Annotated in this window: 17 protein-coding genes, 1 tRNA gene and 1 pseudogene; 2 read left to right on the top strand and 17 right to left on the bottom strand. The window is 61.2% G+C overall.

Annotation, left to right across the window (positions count from 1 at the left end; translation table 11 throughout):
* Window positions 1-205: 205 nt before the first annotated feature.
* The 5 genes from M5B42_RS07270 to M5B42_RS07250 all read right to left on the bottom strand — a co-directional run bounded on the left by M5B42_RS07270 (window position 206) and on the right by M5B42_RS07250 (window position 4,613).
* Window positions 206-1,417: a methyltransferase gene (locus M5B42_RS07270; protein ID WP_248745402.1), complete on the bottom strand. Its 1,212-nt coding sequence runs from the start codon at window positions 1,415-1,417 to the stop codon at window positions 206-208.
* A 205-nt stretch (window positions 1,418-1,622) separates the two neighbouring features.
* A complete protein-coding gene (locus M5B42_RS07265; RefSeq protein WP_103498929.1) occupies window positions 1,623-2,312 on the bottom strand; it encodes an ABC transporter permease in 690 nt (229 codons plus the stop codon).
* Complete coding sequence (locus M5B42_RS07260) at window positions 2,312-3,004, bottom strand: ABC transporter permease subunit (RefSeq protein WP_248745401.1); 693 nt, start codon at window positions 3,002-3,004, stop codon at window positions 2,312-2,314. Before M5B42_RS07260 ends, M5B42_RS07265 begins: the two co-directional genes overlap by 1 nt.
* Window positions 3,005-3,070: 66 nt before the next feature.
* On the bottom strand, window positions 3,071-3,826 hold the full coding sequence (locus M5B42_RS07255; RefSeq protein WP_103498927.1) for an ABC transporter substrate-binding protein: 756 nt from the start codon (window positions 3,824-3,826) through the stop codon (window positions 3,071-3,073).
* Between the two features lie 13 nt (window positions 3,827-3,839).
* Entirely contained in the window at window positions 3,840-4,613 is a 774-nt protein-coding gene (locus M5B42_RS07250) for an ABC transporter ATP-binding protein (RefSeq protein ID WP_103498926.1), read from the bottom strand.
* Between the two features lie 527 nt (window positions 4,614-5,140).
* Here M5B42_RS07250 and gabP point away from each other — a divergent pair.
* A complete protein-coding gene (gene gabP / locus M5B42_RS07245; RefSeq protein WP_152737808.1) occupies window positions 5,141-6,532 on the top strand; it encodes a GABA permease in 1,392 nt (463 codons plus the stop codon).
* Between the two features lie 220 nt (window positions 6,533-6,752).
* Here gabP and M5B42_RS07240 read toward each other — a convergent pair whose 3' ends face one another.
* Complete coding sequence (locus tag M5B42_RS07240) at window positions 6,753-7,160, bottom strand: hypothetical protein (RefSeq protein WP_103498930.1); 408 nt, start codon at window positions 7,158-7,160, stop codon at window positions 6,753-6,755.
* A gap of 36 nt (window positions 7,161-7,196) precedes the next feature.
* Entirely contained in the window at window positions 7,197-8,150 is a 954-nt protein-coding gene (locus tag M5B42_RS07235; protein WP_248745400.1) for an alpha/beta fold hydrolase, read from the bottom strand.
* Window positions 8,151-8,307: 157 nt separating this feature from the next.
* On the opposite strand from M5B42_RS07235, the gene M5B42_RS07230 reads away from it, so the two are divergent.
* Window positions 8,308-9,729: a PLP-dependent aminotransferase family protein gene (locus M5B42_RS07230; protein WP_248745399.1), complete on the top strand. Its 1,422-nt coding sequence runs from the start codon at window positions 8,308-8,310 to the stop codon at window positions 9,727-9,729.
* Window positions 9,730-9,746: 17 nt separating this feature from the next.
* Here M5B42_RS07230 and M5B42_RS07225 read toward each other — a convergent pair whose 3' ends face one another.
* From M5B42_RS07225 to M5B42_RS07180, 10 genes and pseudogenes are all read right to left on the bottom strand, one after another.
* A complete protein-coding gene (locus tag M5B42_RS07225; RefSeq protein ID WP_103498922.1) occupies window positions 9,747-10,118 on the bottom strand; it encodes a hypothetical protein in 372 nt (123 codons plus the stop codon).
* A 13-nt stretch (window positions 10,119-10,131) separates the two neighbouring features.
* On the bottom strand, window positions 10,132-10,911 hold the full coding sequence (locus tag M5B42_RS07220; protein WP_248745517.1) for a class I SAM-dependent methyltransferase: 780 nt from the start codon (window positions 10,909-10,911) through the stop codon (window positions 10,132-10,134).
* A 50-nt stretch (window positions 10,912-10,961) separates the two neighbouring features.
* Window positions 10,962-11,861: a DMT family transporter gene (locus tag M5B42_RS07215; RefSeq protein WP_248745398.1), complete on the bottom strand. Its 900-nt coding sequence runs from the start codon at window positions 11,859-11,861 to the stop codon at window positions 10,962-10,964.
* A 156-nt stretch (window positions 11,862-12,017) separates the two neighbouring features.
* Window positions 12,018-12,863 (bottom strand): annotated as a pseudogene (locus M5B42_RS07210) (AMP-binding protein); the annotation flags it as partial.
* Between the two features lie 207 nt (window positions 12,864-13,070).
* Window positions 13,071-14,129: a PDDEXK nuclease domain-containing protein gene (locus tag M5B42_RS07205; RefSeq protein ID WP_177144627.1), complete on the bottom strand. Its 1,059-nt coding sequence runs from the start codon at window positions 14,127-14,129 to the stop codon at window positions 13,071-13,073.
* 392 nt (window positions 14,130-14,521) lie between these two features.
* A tRNA-Phe gene (locus M5B42_RS07200) sits at window positions 14,522-14,597 on the bottom strand.
* A 103-nt stretch (window positions 14,598-14,700) separates the two neighbouring features.
* Window positions 14,701-14,973: an oxidative damage protection protein gene (locus M5B42_RS07195; RefSeq protein WP_100940325.1), complete on the bottom strand. Its 273-nt coding sequence runs from the start codon at window positions 14,971-14,973 to the stop codon at window positions 14,701-14,703.
* The gene (mutY, locus tag M5B42_RS07190; protein ID WP_103496795.1) at window positions 14,970-16,037 is read right to left on the bottom strand and encodes an A/G-specific adenine glycosylase; all 1,068 of its coding nucleotides are present in this window, start codon (window positions 16,035-16,037) and stop codon (window positions 14,970-14,972) included. Before mutY ends, M5B42_RS07195 begins: the two co-directional genes overlap by 4 nt.
* Window positions 16,034-18,247, bottom strand: coding sequence for an AsmA family protein (locus tag M5B42_RS07185; protein ID WP_248745397.1), 2,214 nt, complete (start codon window positions 18,245-18,247; stop codon window positions 16,034-16,036). Before M5B42_RS07185 ends, mutY begins: the two co-directional genes overlap by 4 nt.
* Before the next feature lie 84 nt (window positions 18,248-18,331).
* On the bottom strand, window positions 18,332-18,730 hold the full coding sequence (locus M5B42_RS07180; RefSeq protein ID WP_152737799.1) for an acetyl-CoA sensor PanZ family protein: 399 nt from the start codon (window positions 18,728-18,730) through the stop codon (window positions 18,332-18,334).
* Between the last annotated feature and the right edge of the window lie 232 nt (window positions 18,731-18,962).

Genomic DNA, 18,962 nt, shown 5'->3' with positions numbered 1-18,962 from the left:
GCACAAGTGACTGGTGGTTGGCGCGCTGAGAATGCAATTTTGTGGACGCGTTCTCATCACGCTGCAACTATCTGTTTTTCCGGTGCTTTATTTTGTGAACAAAAAATGATCAGTCAGCTTTTTGCTCTGTAGGCGGCGTTTTCAGGGCGTCTTCGGGAAAAGCATCAACAGACTTATCCACAGGCTGCGTCGTGCGCCAGGGCGGTCAATGGCGCTCTGCCAGTAGCATAAGATTGCGCGGCGTCAACGGGCTTTCGCAAAATAAGCCCAGGCGTACCGCATAGCCTTGCTCTTCGAGGAACAGCGCGCGGTCCAGCACCAGCCAGAGTTCCAGCGGGCGGCGGAACAGTCCGCGTAGCAGTTCCAGGTTGCGCACTTGCGCCAGTCGTTGCCAGCCTGCCGTTTCCAATTCCGCCCAATTCTGCTCGCCGACTGTGGATAACTCCTTGAGCGCGGCCAGGTCGCGGCAGTAATCGGCGAAGGGTTTATCGAGCCAGGCGCTGGGTAGCGAGGGGGTGGGCAAGTAGTCGTCGGTTTGCCGCAGACGGCGTTGCAGCAGGTCGAAGGCCAGGCGCCGGGCCATGGAGGTGTCACGCTGGCGGCGGACCCGGGCACCGGCGGTGACGGTTTCGCTCAGGGGCAGGGCGAGGTCGTCCAGGGATAGATGCAGGGTCGAGGCCTGGGCTGCGGCGGATAAAGGCTGGTAGTTCGCGGCGCTGATGCGGTTGTAGCAGCAAGGGGCGATCGCCAGTTGGCGGCAGCCGGCGTGGCTGGCGAGTTGCATCAGGCGTACGTGGAGGTCGCCGCAGGCGTGGAGGGCGACCGGGGTGTGCTCGGCGTTCAGGCGGGCGGCGGCATCAGGCGCTAGGACGTCTTGTTGCAGGTGTTGGGCCGGTAGGTGGTGGTGCTGGCTGAGTTGCTGGCCGCTGGCGATCAGGGCCGGGTCGTATTCCAGGCAGGTCAGGTGTTGGCCGGGTTGTAGTAGACGGCGGCCCAGGTGGCCTTTGCCGGAGCACCAATCTAGCCAGTGGGTGGGCGATTGGGCGAAGTCCAGGCGGCTGGCGAAGGCTTCGATTTGTTGCCATTTGCGCCCGGGGACGTCGACGTTCAGGCGGTGATTGGCAGGGGGCAGGGCGCTGTCGGGGAGTGTTCCGACAGTAGCCAGTGCCTGGGATTCGGCAGCTAACGCGGGAAACGGCGCGGGGGCGGCGAGGTGTTCCGGGTGGTTGTGGCTGGCTTCGGCATCGTCGAGGCTGCGTTGGCGTAGCCAGGTGGCGAGTTCCGGGTGTTGGCTTTCCCACGGCAGATGCAGGTGGGTGAAGGGGCGTGGGCGCCACAGGTGCTGGTGCGCCGAGAGGAATGCGTCCAGGGCCTTGAAGCGGGTTTGCAGGGTGGGGCCTTGGAGGAGGGTGGGCATGCTGGGGTTCCGGGGTGGTTGGGCTGACGTCTTCGCGGCGGTGCGGCGATCCGACAAGCCCTGCTCCTACAGGTTTGTGTCGTACGCAGAACTTGTGCACGACATCAGACTGTAGGAGCAGGGCTTGCCCGCGAAAGGGCCCTTGAGACCACCAAAAATCCCATGGCTGGGCGCAGGGGATTTTAAGTCCCTCGCGCCCTTCAAGTCACCGCCCCTGGCAGGCATCCACCCGCATCCAGCGCTCCACCTGCTTGAACGCCTGCACCAGCAGGAACGAGATCACCAGGTAGAACACCCCCGCGGTGAAGAACATATCCACCGTCAGGTAGTTGCGCGCAATGATGGTCCGGGTCATGCCGGTCAGTTCCAGCAGCGTCACGGTGCTCGCCAGCGAGCTGGCCTTGAGCATCAGGATCACTTCGTTGCTATAAGCCGGCAAGCCGATCCGCGCCGCGCGCGGCAGGATGATGTAGACCATCGCCTTGGCCCGCGACATCCCCAGCGCCCGCGCCGCTTCGATCTCCCCCGGCGGAATGGCCTGGATCGCACCGCGCAGGATCTCAGCGATATACGCGGTGGTGTGCAGCGTCATGGTCGCCGTCGCACACCAGAACGGGTTGCGCAGGTAAGGCCACATAAAGCTCTCGCGAATCGCGTCGAACTGCGCCAGGCCGTAATACACCAGGAACAGTTGCACCAGCAGCGGCGTCCCGCGGAAAAAGAAGATGTAGGCGTAGGGCAGGGATCGCACATACCAGAGCTTCGACGCCCGGGCGATACCCAGCGGCACCGCCAGGATCAACCCCAGCACCACGGCGATGCCCACCAGTTCCAGGGTCAGTACCGCGCCCTGGAAGAACTTCGGCAGCCATTTGAAGATGACTTCCCATTCCATTATGTGGTCCTCACAAAACCGCGAGCGGCACGTTTTTCCAGGAAATGCATGCCGGTCATGGCCAGGACGGTCAGCCCCAGGTACATAAAGGCCGCCACCAGGTAGAAGGTGAACGGTAACTTGCTGAACAGCACCGCGTTCTGCGCCTGGCGCATGATTTCTTCCAGGCTGATCACCGACACCAGCGCGGTGTCCTTCATCAGGATCATGAACAGGTTACCCAGGCCCGGCAGGGCGATGCGCCACATCTGCGGCATGATCAGCCGGGTGAAGATCCGCACCTTGGACATGCCCAGTGCGACCCCCGCTTCCCGATGCCCCTTGGGGATCGCCAAAATCGCGCCACGAAACACTTCCGTGGCGTAGGCGCCAAAGCACAGGCCCAGGGCGATCACCCCGGCGGCGAACGGGTTCAAGGCCAGTTCGGGATTACCGAACACCTCGCCCAATGCGCTCATCAATGTGACGGTGCCGTAGTACATCAGCAGCACCCAGAGCAGTTCCGGTATGCCGCGAACCAGGGTCGAATAGGCGCCCCCCAGCCATTGCAGCGGTTTGTACGGTGAAGTCTTGGCCAAGGCGCCGAGCAGCCCGAGCACCAGTCCCAGGCACAGGGCACAGAGCGCAAGCTTGACGGTCATCAGCGCGCCGGCGGCGAGCGCCGGGCCGAATCCATAGAGGTCGATATTCATGGGCAGAGGCAGGCTTTACCAGGGACAGCCGACACCTTGCGTTGAGGTGCCGGCCATCGGGGCAGGTCAGAGGATGCTGAACGGGAAGTACTTGTCGTTGATCTTCTTGTAAGTACCGTCGGCGATGATTTCTTTCAGCGCAGCGTTCAGCTTCTCACGCAGTTCGTCGTCCTTCTTGCGCACGGCGATGCCGATCTTGTCGCTCTCTTCCACCGGGTTGCCCTTGAACTCGTAAGGCTTGCCGGCTTCGCTCTTCAGCCATTCATAGTTGACGTATTTGTCCGCCAGGATGGCATCCAGGCGCCCGGCCTGCAGGTCGAGGTAGGCGTTTTCCTGGGTGTCGTAGAGCTTGATGGTGACGTCGTCGCCCAGGTGGTCATCCAGCCAACTACCGGCCAGGGTCGCGCGCTGGGCACCGATGATCTTGCCCTTGAGCGAATCCTTGTCGGTCTTGAAATCGGCGTCTTTCTTGGCCGCGATGAATTGCAGCTTGTTGGAGTAGTAGGGGTCGGTGAAGTCGACCGCCTGCTTGCGTTCTTCGGTGATCGACATCGAGGAGATCAGGAAGTCGAACTTCTTGGTCTGCAGGGCCGGAATGATCCCGTCCCAGTCTGAGGTCACGACCGTGCACTCGACCTTCATCTTGGCGCACAGGGCGTCGCCGATGTCCTTGTCGAAGCCCACGACCTGGCCACTGGCATCCTTGTTGTTGAACGGCGGGTAGGCGGCCTCGATACCCATTTTCAGGGTTTCGGCAAAGGCACTGGCGCTGAAGGCCATGGAGACGGCAGCGGCCAGGAGGAATTTTTTGTAGGTCTGCATACGTGTTGCTCCGTTAGCGGTTGCTGGACATGAATTGTTTGCAGCGCGCCGACAGCGGGTTGTCGAAAACCTGCTGCGGGGTTCCTTGTTCTTCCACCAGGCCCTGGTGCAGGAACACCACTTCACTGGACACCTGGCGGGCAAAGCCCATTTCGTGGGTGACCAGCAGCATGGTGCGGCCTTCTTCGGCCAGGGCACGGATTACAGCGAGGACTTCCTGGACCATTTCCGGGTCGAGGGCCGAGGTCGGCTCGTCGAACAGGATGACCTTGGGCTGCATCGCCAGGGTGCGGGCGATGGCCGCGCGCTGTTGCTGGCCGCCGGACAGTTGCGAGGGGTAGGCGTGGCGCTTGTCGGCGATGCCGACCTTGGCCAGCAGCGCTTCGGCCACGTCGATGGCCTCGGCCTTGCTCTGGCCGAGCACCCGGCGCGGGGCTTCGATGATGTTGTCGAGGATGCTCATGTGCGGCCAGAGGTTGAAGTTCTGGAACACAAAGCCGATTTCGCTGCGCAGGCGGTTGATCTGCTTGCCGTCGGCGGCCACCAGTTCACCGTTTTTCGCGGCCTTGAGCTTGAGTTCCTCGCCATTGACCAGGATCTGGCCCTGGTGCGGGTTCTCCAGCAGGTTGATGCAGCGCAGGAAGGTCGACTTGCCGGAACCGGAGGAACCCAGGATCGAGATCACATCACCGTCGCGGGCGGTCAGCGAGATACCTTTGAGTACCTCCAGCTCACCGTAGCGTTTGTGCAAGTTGCGGATTTCAAGCGCGGGCGTGGCCTCAGCCATGTGCGGTCCTCATTGTGTTCTGTCGTGCTCCTGCTATTGGCGGCCTTCCTGGCGAGCGCCAAGCTAGCATAGGGAAAAGCCGGTGCAGGACGGATGGGTGACAGGTTGTCGCATCGGCACAGCAGTCTGTCGCCACGGCAACAACCAAGCAGCCTTTGATCCGTCTTCCTGACTCGGCAGTCGCTTAAAAAAGGGCGCGATGGTGCCAGCTTTGGCCAAGGGTGGGAAGGGTAAACCCGCTGAGTGGGCATAGGTTCGCCCTGAAATGGGGCGTTACGCTATTTTTTGAGTGTTTCTGGTGCGACCGGCAGGTCTGAATTTGGGTGCCTCGGTAACGTCTTGGCAAATAGCCATTAATCTCAACAGGTTACGGATGTCCTTCGGTCGGGCGTGCAGGCCACGGAAACCGGAGTCCTGTAACATTTTGGCGCAAATCTTGCGTAAAAAATAAAATACGCCCCCGTTGGATTCCTTCAACAAGGTCTTCCGATGTGTAGGGCGAGCTCTTCATTGCAAAGGTAGCCTCAATGAGCAGTACGCATAATTCCAATAACCTGGAGCAAGGGCTCAAGTCGCGGCATGTGACCATGCTGTCGATTGCCGGGGTGATCGGGGCCGGTCTGTTTGTCGGTTCCGGGCACGCGATCGCCGAAGCCGGTCCTGCCGTACTGATGGCTTACGCCGCGGCCGGGACCCTGGTGGTGCTGGTGATGCGCATGCTCGCCGAAATGGCCGTGGCCTCGCCGGATACCGGTTCCTTTTCGACCTACGCCGACCGTGCCATCGGGCACTGGGCCGGTTTCACCATTGGCTGGTTGTACTGGTGGTTCTGGGTGTTGGTGATCCCGCTGGAGGCCAACGCCGCCGCGACCATCCTCCATGCCTGGTTCCCCAATGTGGCGATCTGGGCCTTTACCCTGATCATTACCTTGTTGCTGACCGCGACCAACCTGTTCAGCGTGAAGAACTACGGTGAGTTCGAGTTCTGGTTCGCGCTGATCAAGGTGATTGCGATCATCGCGTTCATCGTGCTGGGTGTGCTGGCGATCTTTGGCTTGCTGCCGACCAGCCAGGTCAGCGGTGTATCGCATCTGGTGGATACCGTGGGCTTTATGCCCAATGGCCTGGGCGCGGTATTGGCGGCCATGCTGACCACCATGTTCTCGTTCATGGGCACGGAAATCGTCACCATTGCCGCGGCTGAATCGAAAGACCCGGGCAAGCAGATCTCCAAGGCCACCAACTCGGTGATCTGGCGGATCGGCCTGTTCTACCTGGTGTCGATCTTTATCGTGGTCGCGCTGGTGCCGTGGAATGACCCGAGCCTGGCGGCGGTCGGTTCCTATCAGGTGGTGCTGGATCGCATGGGCATCCCGAATGCCAAGCTCATCGTTGACCTGGTGGTGCTGGTGGCGGTGACCAGTTGCCTGAACTCGGCGCTGTATACCGCGTCGCGGATGCTCTTTTCCCTTGGCAAGCGCGGTGATGCGCCGGCCGTGTCCAAGCGCACCAATGCCAGCGGCACGCCTTATTGGGCGGTGATGCTGTCGACGGCGGCGGCCTTCCTGGCGGTGTTCGCCAACTATGTCGCGCCGGCAGCGGTGTTCGAGTTCCTGTTGGCCAGTTCCGGTGCGATTGCGTTGCTGGTGTACCTGGTGATTGCGGTGTCGCAGCTGCGCATGCGCCGTCAGCGCATGGCCAAGGGCGAGAAGATCGACTTCAAGATGTGGCTGTTCCCGGGGCTGACCTGGGCGGTGATTGTGTTCATCGTGGCGGTATTGGCGGTGATGTTGTGCCAGGAAGCCCATCGCGTCGAGATTCTCGCCACGGGCTTGCTCAGTGTGCTGGTGGTGGCCGCCGGGCTGCTGGTGGCACGCCGTCGTCGGCATGAGAAAGCCGGGCGGGTGGTGTTGAGCTGATGGATTGACGGTGGTTTGTCTGCGGGGCTTTGGGTGATAGTGACGGCCTCTTCGCGGGCAAGCCCTGCTCCTACAGTTCGGTGTCGTGCGCAGGTTTGGCGCATGGCGTGCGGTTCGGTGTCGTACACAGGGGGTGTGTACGACGCGAACCTGTAGGAGCAGGGCTTGCCCGCGAAGGTCGTGAACGATTACGCGAAGAATCAGAGACGCCGCCGTATGGTTAGCCGGCGGCTTTCTGTAGCGCCTGCGAAGCCGCCACATAGTCGGCCTGGAAGGCCGGGCTTTCGATCCAGGCCAGGGCCGCTTCCTCGGTGGCCTCGGTGGACCACTGGCGGTATTCGATCAGTGCCGAAAGGATAAAGTCCGTCGCTTCTTCCTCACCTTCCTGCTCCAATACCAGCTCCAGTAGCGGGTCCTCCAGGAACACGCTGCACATGGCCAACTGGCCGCCGTGCTCGGCGTCACGCATTCTCTTGAACAGATCCGTCAGGTCGACGGAAGCGAAGTCGATCCGGTCGTCATCCACCGGCAGCGTCTCGACCGGCTCGCTGGCGCGGCGGGTGCGGTTCTGCTTGGCCTTGGCTTTCGCCCGTTGCGCGCGTTTGTCTTGCTTGTTCTGGGATGCCATGGACTCGGGTGCTTTCACAAAGAGGTAAGCAGGCAATTATCCTCCGTGAGCCGCCGCAATTCCAATCTTCCCCGGCGCTCCCGCCTGCAACTCCCCCTTCTCCAGCCAGTTCAACGCAATCGGCCAGAGCTTTTCCTGGTACTGGCTGCGGAAAAAAGCGAAATGCCCCACCTCTGATTCATCGATATCTTCCGGTGCAATGCGCAGGTGAGTCCGGCTGCTGGCGCTGAAATACGCCAGCAGCCGTTCGATGGCGGCGACGGTGCCGAACGGGTCGTCGGTCAGGCTGATCGCGAGGATCTGCGCCTTGACCCGGGCAAAGGGCAGCGCCGCCAGCTTGCGTCCGCTGGGGCGCTTTTCGTAGCGGGCGGTCGGCGTACTCCAGTCCCGCACCACCCCGGCCGGGGTATCTTCCAGCCAGCCGAGGCGCTTGCCGGGGAAGTAGCCGTAGAGGCCGGTCAGGAGCGGCATGACCAGGTGCCATTTGCCGAACATCTTCCAGCGGGTGGCGGGCGCATAGTCGCGCCAGTAGGCGAATTGCGCGCCGACGGTGACCACCCGGCGAATCAACTGGCCCGAGGCTGCCAGCCCGACCGCGCAGCCGCCGAAGCTGTGGGCGACCACATCGATGGGCTGGCCGGGATATTCGCGCGCCGCCCGTTGCAGCATGGCTTCGAAATCCAGCGCGCCCCAGTCGGTCCAGGAAGCCTTGAGCCCGCGCAGGGTCGCCGGCCGCGATTCGCCGATGCCGCGATAGTCGTAGGTGATGACATCCATGCCGTTGGCAAACAGGTAGTCGGCAAAGCGCGAGTAATGGCGGCAGCGCACCGAGGTCGCGGCATTGATGATCACCACGGGACGGACGAGAGCGCTGTCACCGTGATGCCAGGCGAAACCGCCCAATGCGAAGCCATCGGCGGCCCGCTCAATAAAGGGCTCGGCGCACAAGGCGTCGGGAGAGAGACAGGGTCGGCAGTTGATCGAAGTCATTGAACGGCTTCCAGGCATGGAATGTGTCTGTTCTTGAACGCTATTGGTGCCCCAATACAGTGCTTGCAGCTGGGCAAATTGATGGCTGATACTGCGGCTTCTATCGGTGCACGAGGCGCTGGCCTGCTGGCTGCGGCTGTTTCAACAAGGGAATGCCATGTTCCAGATAGACCGTAACAGCAAGACGCTGTTGGTGGACCAGATCAGAAACGCGATCATTGCCCGTATTGAATCCTTCCAGTGGGTCCAGGGCGGGCGACTCCCGTCTGTGCGTGCGCTGGCCAAGCAATTGGGCGTCAGCATCTTCACGGTGAGCAGTGCCTACGAAGACCTGGTGGCGCAGCACATCATCGAGTCGCGTCCGGGGGCGGGCTATTTCATCCTGGCCTGCCATTCGGTCGGTCCGCTCAAGGACGTTGACACGCTGGTGCCACCTTCCAGTGAGCACTCGAGTTTTCTCTTTCGTGCACTGGATCCGACGCAATACGATATTCCCGTCAGCTCAGGCTACCTGCCACCGGCCTGGCTGGCCGACGCGGTCCCGGCTTCCGTGACCGGACGGCTGATTCGTAACACACTTTCCTGCAGCACTCCAGCGCCCGCGGCCGGCAGCCAGGACCTGCGGGCAGTGATTGCGCGCAAATTGCGCGAGGTCCATATCAACGCCTCCAGCAGCCAGATCGTGGTCACCATGGGCGCCACCCATGCGTTTTCCCTGCTGCGCAGTATTCTCCTGAAACCCGGGGATTACCTGCTGGTGGAAGACCCCAGCTACCTGCTGCTGCAACTCAAACTGATCAAGGATCGCGACTTCAAGATCATCACCGTGCCGCGCCTGGATGACGGGCCGGACCTGGCGGCGATGGAAGCGATGCTGATCAAGTATCGACCGAAGCTGTTCCTGACCCAGTCCCTGGTGCACAACCCCACCGGCGGCAGTACGTCTCCGGAGAAAGGGTTCAAGCTGCTGTCGCTGGCTCGCCAGTATGATTTCCATATCATCGAGGACGATATTTTCGGTGTACTGTCGTCCCGACAGACGCTTCGGCTCGCCAGCCTGGATGGCTGCGAAAGGACTTTCTATATCAGTGGTTTCAGCAAGATGCTGAGCCCGGCGCTACGCCTGGGGTATGTGGCGGCGCCACCGGCTTTTGTCGAGCGGCTGGTCGAGCAGAAAATGTACAACCTGCTCTGCGGCTCGGCTATCGACGAAACCATCGTCACCTACACCCTGGAGTCCGGTCGCTATCAGCATCATCTGGATGCGCTGGGTCAGCGGGTCATGCAGGAGCGCTCAAGGGCGCGGGAGTGGTTGGGGGCTTGTGGGGTGGTGTTTGACGAGCACGGCGCCGATGGCCTGTTTCTCTGGGGGCGTCTGCCGGGGTATGTGAATATCTCGAACCTGGTCGAACAGGCCCATCACGCCGGCATCCTGCTGGCGCCAGGTTCCTTGTTCAGCAATACCGGCGATTATGATCAGTACATCCGCTTCAATGTCAGCCACTGCAATCATCCTGGATTCAAGCGTTTTCTCCAGGCGCATATCAGGTCGGTGCTGTCCATCGAACACCGTGCCTGAGAGCGTGGCGCGCGAACTCAGGCGTTGGTCGTGCTGCGTAGTATCTGTCCGCCTGCCGCTTCGATTATCGAGCTGAGCTTTTCATATTGGGCTTGGGGGATGAAGGCGCCGAGGAAGACCGAGCCGAGGCTGCGCTGCCAGAGTTTGAAGTAGCGCTCCAGGCTCATGACTTCGCTCAGGTTCTGATAGGAGAAGATGGTGCCTTCAAGGATGATGACCTCATCACTGTCCTGCAGATTCTGAATGCACAGCTCGTCATCCACTTCCGAGTTGTTGATGGTCAGTCTGATGTTCTCTATCCAGTGCAGTGGCCTGCCGTCATGGCTCAGCCACACGGCGGGTTCGGCATAAAAGGATTTCAGTGCAGATCCAGTGGTTTTCGTCGACATGGACAGCTCCTGTTCACTTTTTCTCGGCTTTGAACCGTAGGCACGTGCAGTCCAGTGTCCATTGGCCATTGCTGTCCAGCAAATCGGCAGCCAACTCTTCGGTCACTTCATTCAAAAACGCATCTTGCGATTCGACGGGTAGCAAGGCCAGGTAGCGGGCACCGAACTTTTGCAGCCATTGGGTAATCGAACTATCCAGGGGCACCGGGCGTTCGAACCAATGAATGGAATTGACATGGAATCCCGCGTTTTCCAGCACCCGCTGATAAGCCCCGGCGGTAGGCAGATAAAGCTGATCGGCGACTTCGAAGTCAAGGGATCTGCGCGCCAGTGAGTCGCGTAGCGCGCGCCGCAGAATTTTCTGGTGTCCGGCCCCGGCGAATTCGCCGACAAAACGTCCCCCTGGTTTCAGGGCTTCATAGATCCCGATGGCCACCTGGTCCGAGCGCTGCATCCAGTGCAGTGCGTCATAGCTCAGGACCGCGTCGAACTCCTGATAGAAGTACAACTGTTCGGCATTGCCATGGCGTACCTCCAGCCCTCTGGACCGGGCTGCCGAGACCAGTCCTGGGTCGTTGTCGAACCCCACCACTTGATGCCCATCGCGTTGGAGTTGTTCGCTCAGGTAGCCGTCGCCGCAGCCGATATCGAGGAGCAGTTCGCCGGGCTTGGGTGCCAGCAGTTCAAGGATTGCCCTGGCAGTATGGTCTGTAAAATGGATGTCACGTTCATCCCGCGCTGCCCCCCTTTGCTGCGATTCACCGCTCTGACAAAAAGATGTCGAAGAAGTCATGCTCAAGATTCCATTCTAGGGCGAGGGCGGCGCGGCCACCGGGCGAGGAGTCAGGTACGTTTGGACAACCAGACCAAGATGATGACAATAGCGCAGACTAATGGTGTCAGCCAGTTCCAGGTTTCCCCCATCAGCCAGATCGAGAAACCGAAGGTGAAGAACGGTTGCAGCAGTTGCAGCTGGCTGATCCGCTGGATACCACCGAGTGCGAGGGCACGGTTCCAGGAAAAGAAGCTCAGCAGCGAGTTGACCAACGCCAGGAACAGCAGGGCGGCGACGCCGGTGCCCGGCAGGTGGGCGATGGTGTTGCTGTCGTACAGCCACAGACTGGCCGGCAGCAGCACCGGCAGGCTGATGACCAGGGTCCAGCACATGACCTGCCAGCCCGGCAGTTCCTTGGACAGCGCGCCGCCCTGGGCATAGCCGAAGCCGGCCAGGGCAACGGCGCCGAGCAAGGCGAGGTCACCGATGTAGATGTCGGAAACATTCGACTTCATCACCGTGTACGACATGACCACCAGGAAGCCCAGGCTGGAGACTGCCCAGAACGCCTTGGACGGCCGTGTGCCGGTGATCAGGGTGCCGAAGATCGCGGTCGACAGCGGCAACGCGGCCAGGACCACGCCGCCGTGGCTGACGGGCACATACTGCATGCCCAGTGCCGTGAGGATCGGGAAGCCGTAGACGATCCCGGTGGAGGTCAGCAGCATGCGCTTGATCTGCGAGCGGTCTGGAAGCCTGGCGCGACCAATGAGCAAAAAGGGAATCGCGGCGAGGGCCGCGATCACCGAGCGAAAGATCCCGACCTGGACGGCGCTCAGATCGCCCGCGAGCATCTTGGCCGCGGGCAGGGTCATGGCAAAGGCTGCTACTGAGATCAGACCCAGGAAGTAGGCTTGCAGGTCTTGACTCTTGGTCTCTGGAAAACTGGCTGCGTTGGCTTGCGTCATGCTGACGGCTCCTTTTGGTGGTGGGAGGGATCCGGGGCGGCCGGGTCTCCGTGAACATATTCTTCAGGGCGTGGAGGGGTCATTTGCACTGGCCTTCAACCACAGGCGCAGCTCCGTCTTGAGGAGTTCGCCGTAGTTGTTCCTGAGCACTACGTTGCGCAGGTCTGTCGGGTAGATGGGCGCGTCGCCGTAGATGATGGTCCTGATGCCGTTGCCGTCGTAGCCTTGGAGGCGAGCCTGCTCGACCATATACGTGAACATGGTGGGGGCCATGAATAGCGAGATATTGCCGAACCCGCTCGCCAGTTCGAACAGTTCATCGGCCTTGAAGTCGCGGGACTGCGGGACGACATGGCGGGCGGCCCGACGCACATGGATCAGGTTGTAGAGCCCGGCGCAGTGAGACATCGGCGCGGCATAGACCACGGCCTCATCGGCGTCGATCGGATCGAGATCGGGCGAACAGTCCTGCGACATGGCCGTCAAGTTGCCGTGGCTGAGCATCACCGCCTGTGCGTCGCCTGTGCTGCTGGGGGTGTAGAACAGCCAGGCCAGGTCGTCGGCATGCCGCGGATAAGGTGTGTCCGGCGGCGAAGTGATCGAGGTGAGTGCGCCCATGTCCTCCCGGTCCAGTTCGTGGCACCCCAGGGGGAGTCTCTCGGGGGCGAATACCTGGCCGCCGTCGGTGAAAATCAGCCGGGCGTCGGCGTTGCCGACGATCCAGCCGGCCTCGACGGGGTGCAGCTTGCAGTTGATCGGCACTGCCACGGCACCGGCCCACCAGATGGCATAGAGCAGTTCGAGGTATTCGCAACAGTTCTTCATGAACAGCACGACCCGATCGCCGGGGGCGATGCCGTGCTCGTCGATCAGATAAGCGGCCCGGTGTCGGACCAGGGCGACAAAGGCTCCGTAGTTGGCGACTAGCTGCTGCCCTTCGAACAAGGCCGGACGCTTCGGGTATCGAAGGCCGGCTTCATCCAGCCAGTTGGCGATATTCATGCTCGGCTCCTGCGTGCCTGAAGGACAGGTGCACACTAGTCAGCCAGGCGGGCCCAGTACCGGTACGGTTGGGAGTGAGCGCAACGAACTGTATTGTTTGCCGACCATGACAGTTGTCGTTGGCGTCTGTCAGCCGATAGCGCGTGGCTATACGGATGGCGGTATCCGGAGAGGCAAGCGGCGTATTTTTCGCAGGGGCCAATCACGCTATTGCCGCTTCTGGCGCAGCAGCTTTTGCGTGGCCACTGCACGTTCGCGATTTAGCTCCGCTCTCAGTTCTTCTTCCGTTGGCAGCACAAGTTTGTACTTGCTGGCGAACAGTTGTTCATGGCCGTGGAGGACTGAGTAGCGCACCAGTGATTCATCTTTTTTCGAGCAAAGGATGATACCGACCGTTGGTCCGTCGTCCGGGCCGCGTTTGAGGTCGTCATACATGCGCACATACATGTCCATCTGGCCTATGTCCTGATGACTCAGTTCTCCCCGTTTCAAATCAAAGATCACGAAGCATTTGAGCAAGTAGTTATAGAACACCAGGTCGATGTAGAAGTCCTTGCTGTCCGTGCTCAGGCGTTGTTGGCGCGCCACGAAGGCAAAGCCTTTGCCCAGTTCCAGAAAGAAGTCCTGCAATTGATCGATCAGAGCTTGTTCCAGGTCGCTCTCCAGCAGAATGCCGCCGTTCGGCAAGCCAAGAAATTCAAGTAGCACCGGATCCCGGACAAACTCTCTCGGGTTGGTTTCGTGGGTGTCGATATGGGCAGTTGCTTCGTCCTGCACGGCATCACGGTCGCGACTGGCCAAAAGGCGCTCGTAATACAGAGTACCTATCTGCCGTTCCAGGGAGCGCGTTGTCCAGTTCTGGTTGGCGGTTTCATGCATGTACCAATGGCGGGCAATTTCGCTTTCTACGCGCAGCAGGGTGCGATAGTGGGTCCAACTCAATTCGGTACGCACTGCGTTCCAAATTGGAAAGTACTGATAAAAGCCTCGCATGTGGCGCAGATTGCGCTCATCGAATCCCCTGCCGAACTCACGAGTCAGCGTTTTGGCCAGGGCTGGCAGTAATCGCTTTCCGTAGGCGGCCCTTATCGCTCCTGCCTGTTCAAACTCGACGATATGTCGGCCAATTTGCCAGCAGGTTTGTACCTGAATCGTGTCCACGGCCCGCAGAGCCCGCTGTCGGGCCTGGCGAATCAGTTCACCAAGATTGTCGAGCAAGGGCGCAAGCTGTGTGTCGTGGTCGATGGAAGCAATTGTTTTGCTCATGAGATGTCCTCTTCGTTGGGAGCGGGTGAAGAGGGTGGCAGCAATCGAGCTGTCTGGCGGTTGCTATGAAAAGGCCATGCTTTCCTTGTTCTGTAGGGAGTTTCTATTTCGGTTGACGTCTGTTTTCAGTGCGCGACCGCCCGCCCTAGTGTTTCCGCGACCAGTTTTCTTTTCCTTAGCCGCTTGAGCGCAATCGGCTAAAGCCTTTCCTGATGCTGGCTATGAATTAATGCGAAATACCCTACCTCGGTTTCGGCGAGCTCTTTAGGGGGGAGTTGCAGGAGGAGGAGACGTTAGCTGTGCGCCGAGATTTTTCAGGCAACAAAAAACCCGTACTAGGCGGGTTTCTTGTGGGCTTTCAGATGATGTTGACACCACCTAAAACTAATTAGTGGTGCCCAGAGACGGAATCGAACCGCCGACACGGGGATTTTCAATCCCCTGCTCTACCGACTGAGCTATCTGGGCAACGGGGCGCATTAAACTGGTTTTTCGAGGGGTCGTCAAGCGCGATTTCAAAAAATATTTAATTATTACCGTCGCTTACGACCCAAAGCTGTTCCAGCCCTGATTATTCGGCCGGCGGAACGTAGCCTTCGGCCTGGGCGTATTCCTCGCCGGAAAAGAACTTGTCCATCTCGCCCTGGATGTATTTGCGGTCTTCGCCGTTCATCATGTTCAGGCGTTTTTCGTTGATCAGCAGGGTCTGGTGCTTCAACCAGTCGCCCCAGGCTTTCTGCGAAATATGTTCGAAAATATCCTGGCCCTTGGCGCCCGGGTACGGAGGGCGCTCAAGGCCGGGCAGTTCTTCGTGGTACTTGCGGCACATTACGGTGCGGGTCATGACGACTCTCCTGCATTCAAAACGTCGGCTGCCCGTTTGAGCAGCTTTTTCACCGGGGCGGCAAGGCCCAGGCGCGGCGGGGTGGCGAGGTTATACCAGAGCCAGTCGGCCTCGGCCACGTGATGGGCGCTCTCCTCGACCTGCACCAGCCACGGTTCGATGGCCAGCTGGAAGTGGCTGAAGGTGTGGGTCAGGTTCGGCAGCGCCTGTTGCGCGCCCAGTTCCAGCGAGTGCTGCGCCGCCAGGTGTTGCAGGTCGTCGAGGTCGTCCAGCTCCGGCAAGCTCCATAAGCCGCCCCAGAGGCCGCTGGAAGGGCGCCTGTAAAGCAGAATGGCGCCCTCGCGGTTGGCGAGCATTGGCATCAGGGTGCGCTTCTGCGGCACGCTCTTGCGCGGCTTGGGAATCGGGTAGCGGGTCTCCAGGCCGAGCATGTGGGCTTCACAGCCGACTTTCAGCGGGCAGAGCAGGCAACTGGGCTTGCTGCGGGTGCACAAGGTCGCGCCCAGGTCCATCATCGCCTGGGTGTAGTGGTTCACCCGGGTGTCGGGGGTAAAGCGCTCGGCGTTGGCCCAGAGCTGCTTGGCCACCTTGGGCTCGCCCGGGTAACCCTCCTGGGCGGTGTAGCGCGCCAGCACGCGCTTGACGTTGCCGTCGAGGATCGCCGCGCGCAGGCCCATGCTGATGCTGGCGATGGCGCCGGCGGTGGACAGGCCGATGCCCGGCAGCTCGGTGAGTTTCTCGACGTCGCGGGGAAACTCGCCGCCATGCTCGGCAACGACGATCTTCGCGGTCTTCTGCAGGTTGCGCGCCCGGGTGTAGTAGCCCAGGCCCGTCCACAGGTGCAGCACTTCATCTTCCGGCGCGGCGGCCAGGGCCTCGACCGTCGGCAGCGAGGCCATGAAGCGGTCGAAGTAGTTCAGCACGGTGCTGACCTGGGTCTGCTGCAACATGATCTCCGACACCCACACCCGATAGGGCGTGATGCCCTGTTGCCAGGGCAGGTCGTGGCGGCCGTGACGGTCATACCAGTCCAGCACGGCGCTGGAAAACTGCTCGGCTCTCATCGCTTGAACAGCCCCTTGAGTGCGTCCTTGAGTTCGGGACTGACCTTGTCGCCGAGCTTTTCTTCAACTTTCTCGCTCAGTTTGTTGCCGGCCAGCCGCGCGGCGACCTGGCCGAGGCCGTCCTTGTCGATGCGGCAGGCCTTGGCACCCAGCTCCAGCGGGCCACGGCAACGCAGCGGCCATTCGATCCCGGCGAAACGTTCGCTGACCTGGCAGGCCGGGTCCGGCATGTCGCTCTTGTCGCCTTCGACGATGATGCCGATGCGGTAGTCCATGCCCAGCACGCGCAGGTCGATATCGCCGTTGCCGTTGACGCTCAGGCCCGGGATGTTGACTTTCAGGTCCGGGTTGCTGGCCACGCCGTTGTGCAGGTTCAGGCTGCCCTTGAGGTCCTGGAACGGTGTGTCCTTGCCCCGCGGTTCGCCGCTCAGGGTCTTGCGGTTGAGGGTGGCGATGCCGGTGCACAGTTGCTGTTCGAGGTTGGCGTTGAGCAGCAGGCCGTCGTTGAGGACAAAGCTGGCGGTGCCGTTGAGGCTGTCGATCAGGGCTTTCTGGCTGTTGCCGCTGGCAGTGAAGTCGCTGTTGAGGGTCAGGGCGCCCTTGACCGGCGGTTTCTGTCCCTGGGCTTGCAGGACGCGTTCGAGCGGCACCCGGTTCAGCCGCGTTTGCAGGGTCAGGCGCGGCACGTCGGGGCGCACATCGAGGCTGCCCTTGGCGCTGAAGCTGCCGCTGTAGAGCTCGCCGCGTAGGTCGCCGAGGGTCAGCACGCCACCCAGGCCGGTGGCCTTGAGGGCGGCGTTGTTGATCGGCAGCTTCTTCAGGGTCAGTTGGTCGAAACTCAGGTCGGCGTCCACATCAGCGCTGCGCAGGCGTTCGATGGGCAGCAACTTGTCGCTGCTCCAGGCACCCTTGGTCGGGGATTCCGGCAATGGCGAGCTACTGGCGATGGCGTTGGCCTCGCTGTTCAGCACATCGGCCTGGCGGACCTTCGAGGCGCTGTTGGCGTCGGCCGATTTCGGCGGCAGGTAGCGATCGGCGTCAAATTTGTCGCCCTTGAGCTGTACGCGCAGGGATTGCTTGGCGAAATCCTCGATGGCGATGCGACCGGTGAAGTTGCTGTCATCGAGTTTCAGGTTGAGGCCATCCAGCGCCAGGCTGGTGGGCGTGCCGGTGAGGTGGGTGACCAGCTCGACCTTGCTCAGGCTGCCGTCGGCGACGGTCGGCAGGGGCTGGCCGATACTGTCGAGAAACTTCATCAGGTCCAGTTGGGCAATCGACAGCGTGCCGTTGAGTTGCGGGGTCTTGTTCAGGTCGTTGGCCTTCAGCTCGCCGAGGGCGCGCAGTTGGTTGGCCGACAATTTCAGGCTGGTCCATTCGGCGACGTTCGCCTGCATATCCACCAGCAATTGGCCCTGGGCCGAGAACGTCAGCGGCTTGCCTTGCAGCGGATCGCCCGTCAGTTCGCCGCCGAGGCGCATGTCTTCGAACTGGTAGCGCTTGAGTACGCGGTCGAAACGCAGGTTGCCGCTGAGTTCGGTACGGGCCCGCAGGACCGGCTGGTTGGTGCCGAAGAAGGCGGTCAACTTGACCGGGATTTCCTTGCCGTCATGCACCGCGCCGGTGCTCAGCTGGATGCTTTCCGAGGTGATCTGGCGGCCGGTCTTTTCATCGTTGAATTCGATCCGGGCGTTGTTCACGGTCAGGCTGTCGATATCCAGGCGGATCGGCTGCGAGGGTTTTTCTTCCGCCTCGGCGCCGGCCGGTTCGGCGACCTTGTCGGCCTGCGCGGTGATGCTGGCGCCGGGGGCCGGGCGACCGATGTCCTGCCAGTTGCCGTGGCCGTCCTTGTCGCGATTGAGCCGCAGGTTCAGGCCTTCGACGCGGACATCGCTCATCTGCACTTCACGACGCAGAAGCGGCAGGACGCGCACCGACAGGCCGAGCATCTGCAGGTCGGCAAACGGCTGGGTCGGGGTGACCAGGGTCGCCACGCTGGCATCGTGCAGCTCCAGGCCCAGCCAGGGGAAAAGGCTCCAACCGATGTCGCCATTGAGGGTCAGCTCAATGTGGGCCTTGTCGCGGGCAATCTGGCGAATCTCGTTTTTATAGTCGTTGGGATTGAACAGGTGGGTCAGGGCAAAGCCTGCCGCCACGATGATCAGCAACAACCCGAGAAGCCCCAGACCCAGGATTTTGCCGAACGCTTTCATGGGCGAGTCCTTGTAGTCAGTGGAATTTGAAATTCAGCCCGCGAGTATAGCGTCACGGGGCTGGCGACAGGGCAGGGATGATCCCTAGAGCGGATCCAGGGGAATCCGCAGCTTGGCCGCCAGCGCCTGGGCTTCGAGATGTCCGGCGGGGGCCAGGAGCCGCAGTTCCGCGCCGGCCAGCCTGGCCATCCGTGCGGCTTCCGCCACCAGTCGTTCGGCTACCCCACGGCGCCTGGTGATTTTTCTGACGCAAAGTTGGGATAAAAGCCAGAGATCCGCCCGCCGTTCCAGGCGCGCCGCGCCCAGCAGGCGGTCATTGAAGCGCCCGGCGATCAGGCTGCCGTCGGCCAGGGCGGTCTCGATCAGTTGCTGGCCGTCGGCTTGCGGTGCGAAAAGCCAGGCGGGGGCGTCCAGATAGATCTTCTGCAGGTCCTGCTGGTCCTGGTAGGTGGCTTCGGTGAGGGACTCGACAACGATGGGCATAGATTCCTCGAACGTCCGGGGTTGGCGTTTCGTAGGAGCAGGCTTGCTCGCGATAGCGATCTTTCGGGCGCCATCTGCATTCGCGGCTGATGGCCGCCTGCGGCGGATCGCGAGCAAGCTTGCTCCTACAGGAAAGCAGAGCAGTTGCATTACATAAAGAGCGTATCAGTCTGGTTGTGCTGTCATGCGTAAATGGTAACCTCTCGCACTTCGTCAGTCTTTCTGCGACCTA

Origin of the sequence: Pseudomonas sp. MWU12-2037 (genome assembly GCF_023242345.1) — a bacterium.
GTDB lineage: Bacteria > Pseudomonadota > Gammaproteobacteria > Pseudomonadales > Pseudomonadaceae > Aquipseudomonas > Aquipseudomonas gingeri_D.
Note: the sequence above shows the minus strand (reverse complement) of the source record. Positions and strands in the feature narration are given on the sequence as shown.

What these genes read in the sequence shown, in the direction of transcription:
- M5B42_RS07270 (WP_248745402.1), bottom strand. Translation starts at nt 1,417, where the DNA reads ATGCCCACCCTCCTCCAAGGCCCCACCCTGCAAACCCGCTTCAAGGCC.
- M5B42_RS07265 (WP_103498929.1), bottom strand. Translation starts at nt 2,312, where the DNA reads ATGGAATGGGAAGTCATCTTCAAATGGCTGCCGAAGTTCTTCCAGGGC.
- M5B42_RS07260 (WP_248745401.1), bottom strand. Translation starts at nt 3,004, where the DNA reads ATGAATATCGACCTCTATGGATTCGGCCCGGCGCTCGCCGCCGGCGCG.
- M5B42_RS07255 (WP_103498927.1), bottom strand. Translation starts at nt 3,826, where the DNA reads ATGCAGACCTACAAAAAATTCCTCCTGGCCGCTGCCGTCTCCATGGCC.
- M5B42_RS07250 (WP_103498926.1), bottom strand. Translation starts at nt 4,613, where the DNA reads ATGGCTGAGGCCACGCCCGCGCTTGAAATCCGCAACTTGCACAAACGC.
- gabP (WP_152737808.1), top strand. Translation starts at nt 5,141, where the DNA reads ATGAGCAGTACGCATAATTCCAATAACCTGGAGCAAGGGCTCAAGTCG.
- M5B42_RS07240 (WP_103498930.1), bottom strand. Translation starts at nt 7,160, where the DNA reads ATGGCATCCCAGAACAAGCAAGACAAACGCGCGCAACGGGCGAAAGCC.
- M5B42_RS07235 (WP_248745400.1), bottom strand. Translation starts at nt 8,150, where the DNA reads ATGACTTCGATCAACTGCCGACCCTGTCTCTCTCCCGACGCCTTGTGC.
- M5B42_RS07230 (WP_248745399.1), top strand. Translation starts at nt 8,308, where the DNA reads ATGTTCCAGATAGACCGTAACAGCAAGACGCTGTTGGTGGACCAGATC.
- M5B42_RS07225 (WP_103498922.1), bottom strand. Translation starts at nt 10,118, where the DNA reads ATGTCGACGAAAACCACTGGATCTGCACTGAAATCCTTTTATGCCGAA.
- M5B42_RS07220 (WP_248745517.1), bottom strand. Translation starts at nt 10,911, where the DNA reads ATGACTTCTTCGACATCTTTTTGTCAGAGCGGTGAATCGCAGCAAAGG.
- M5B42_RS07215 (WP_248745398.1), bottom strand. Translation starts at nt 11,861, where the DNA reads ATGACGCAAGCCAACGCAGCCAGTTTTCCAGAGACCAAGAGTCAAGAC.
- M5B42_RS07205 (WP_177144627.1), bottom strand. Translation starts at nt 14,129, where the DNA reads ATGAGCAAAACAATTGCTTCCATCGACCACGACACACAGCTTGCGCCC.
- M5B42_RS07195 (WP_100940325.1), bottom strand. Translation starts at nt 14,973, where the DNA reads ATGACCCGCACCGTAATGTGCCGCAAGTACCACGAAGAACTGCCCGGC.
- mutY (WP_103496795.1), bottom strand. Translation starts at nt 16,037, where the DNA reads ATGAGAGCCGAGCAGTTTTCCAGCGCCGTGCTGGACTGGTATGACCGT.
- M5B42_RS07185 (WP_248745397.1), bottom strand. Translation starts at nt 18,247, where the DNA reads ATGAAAGCGTTCGGCAAAATCCTGGGTCTGGGGCTTCTCGGGTTGTTG.
- M5B42_RS07180 (WP_152737799.1), bottom strand. Translation starts at nt 18,730, where the DNA reads ATGCCCATCGTTGTCGAGTCCCTCACCGAAGCCACCTACCAGGACCAG.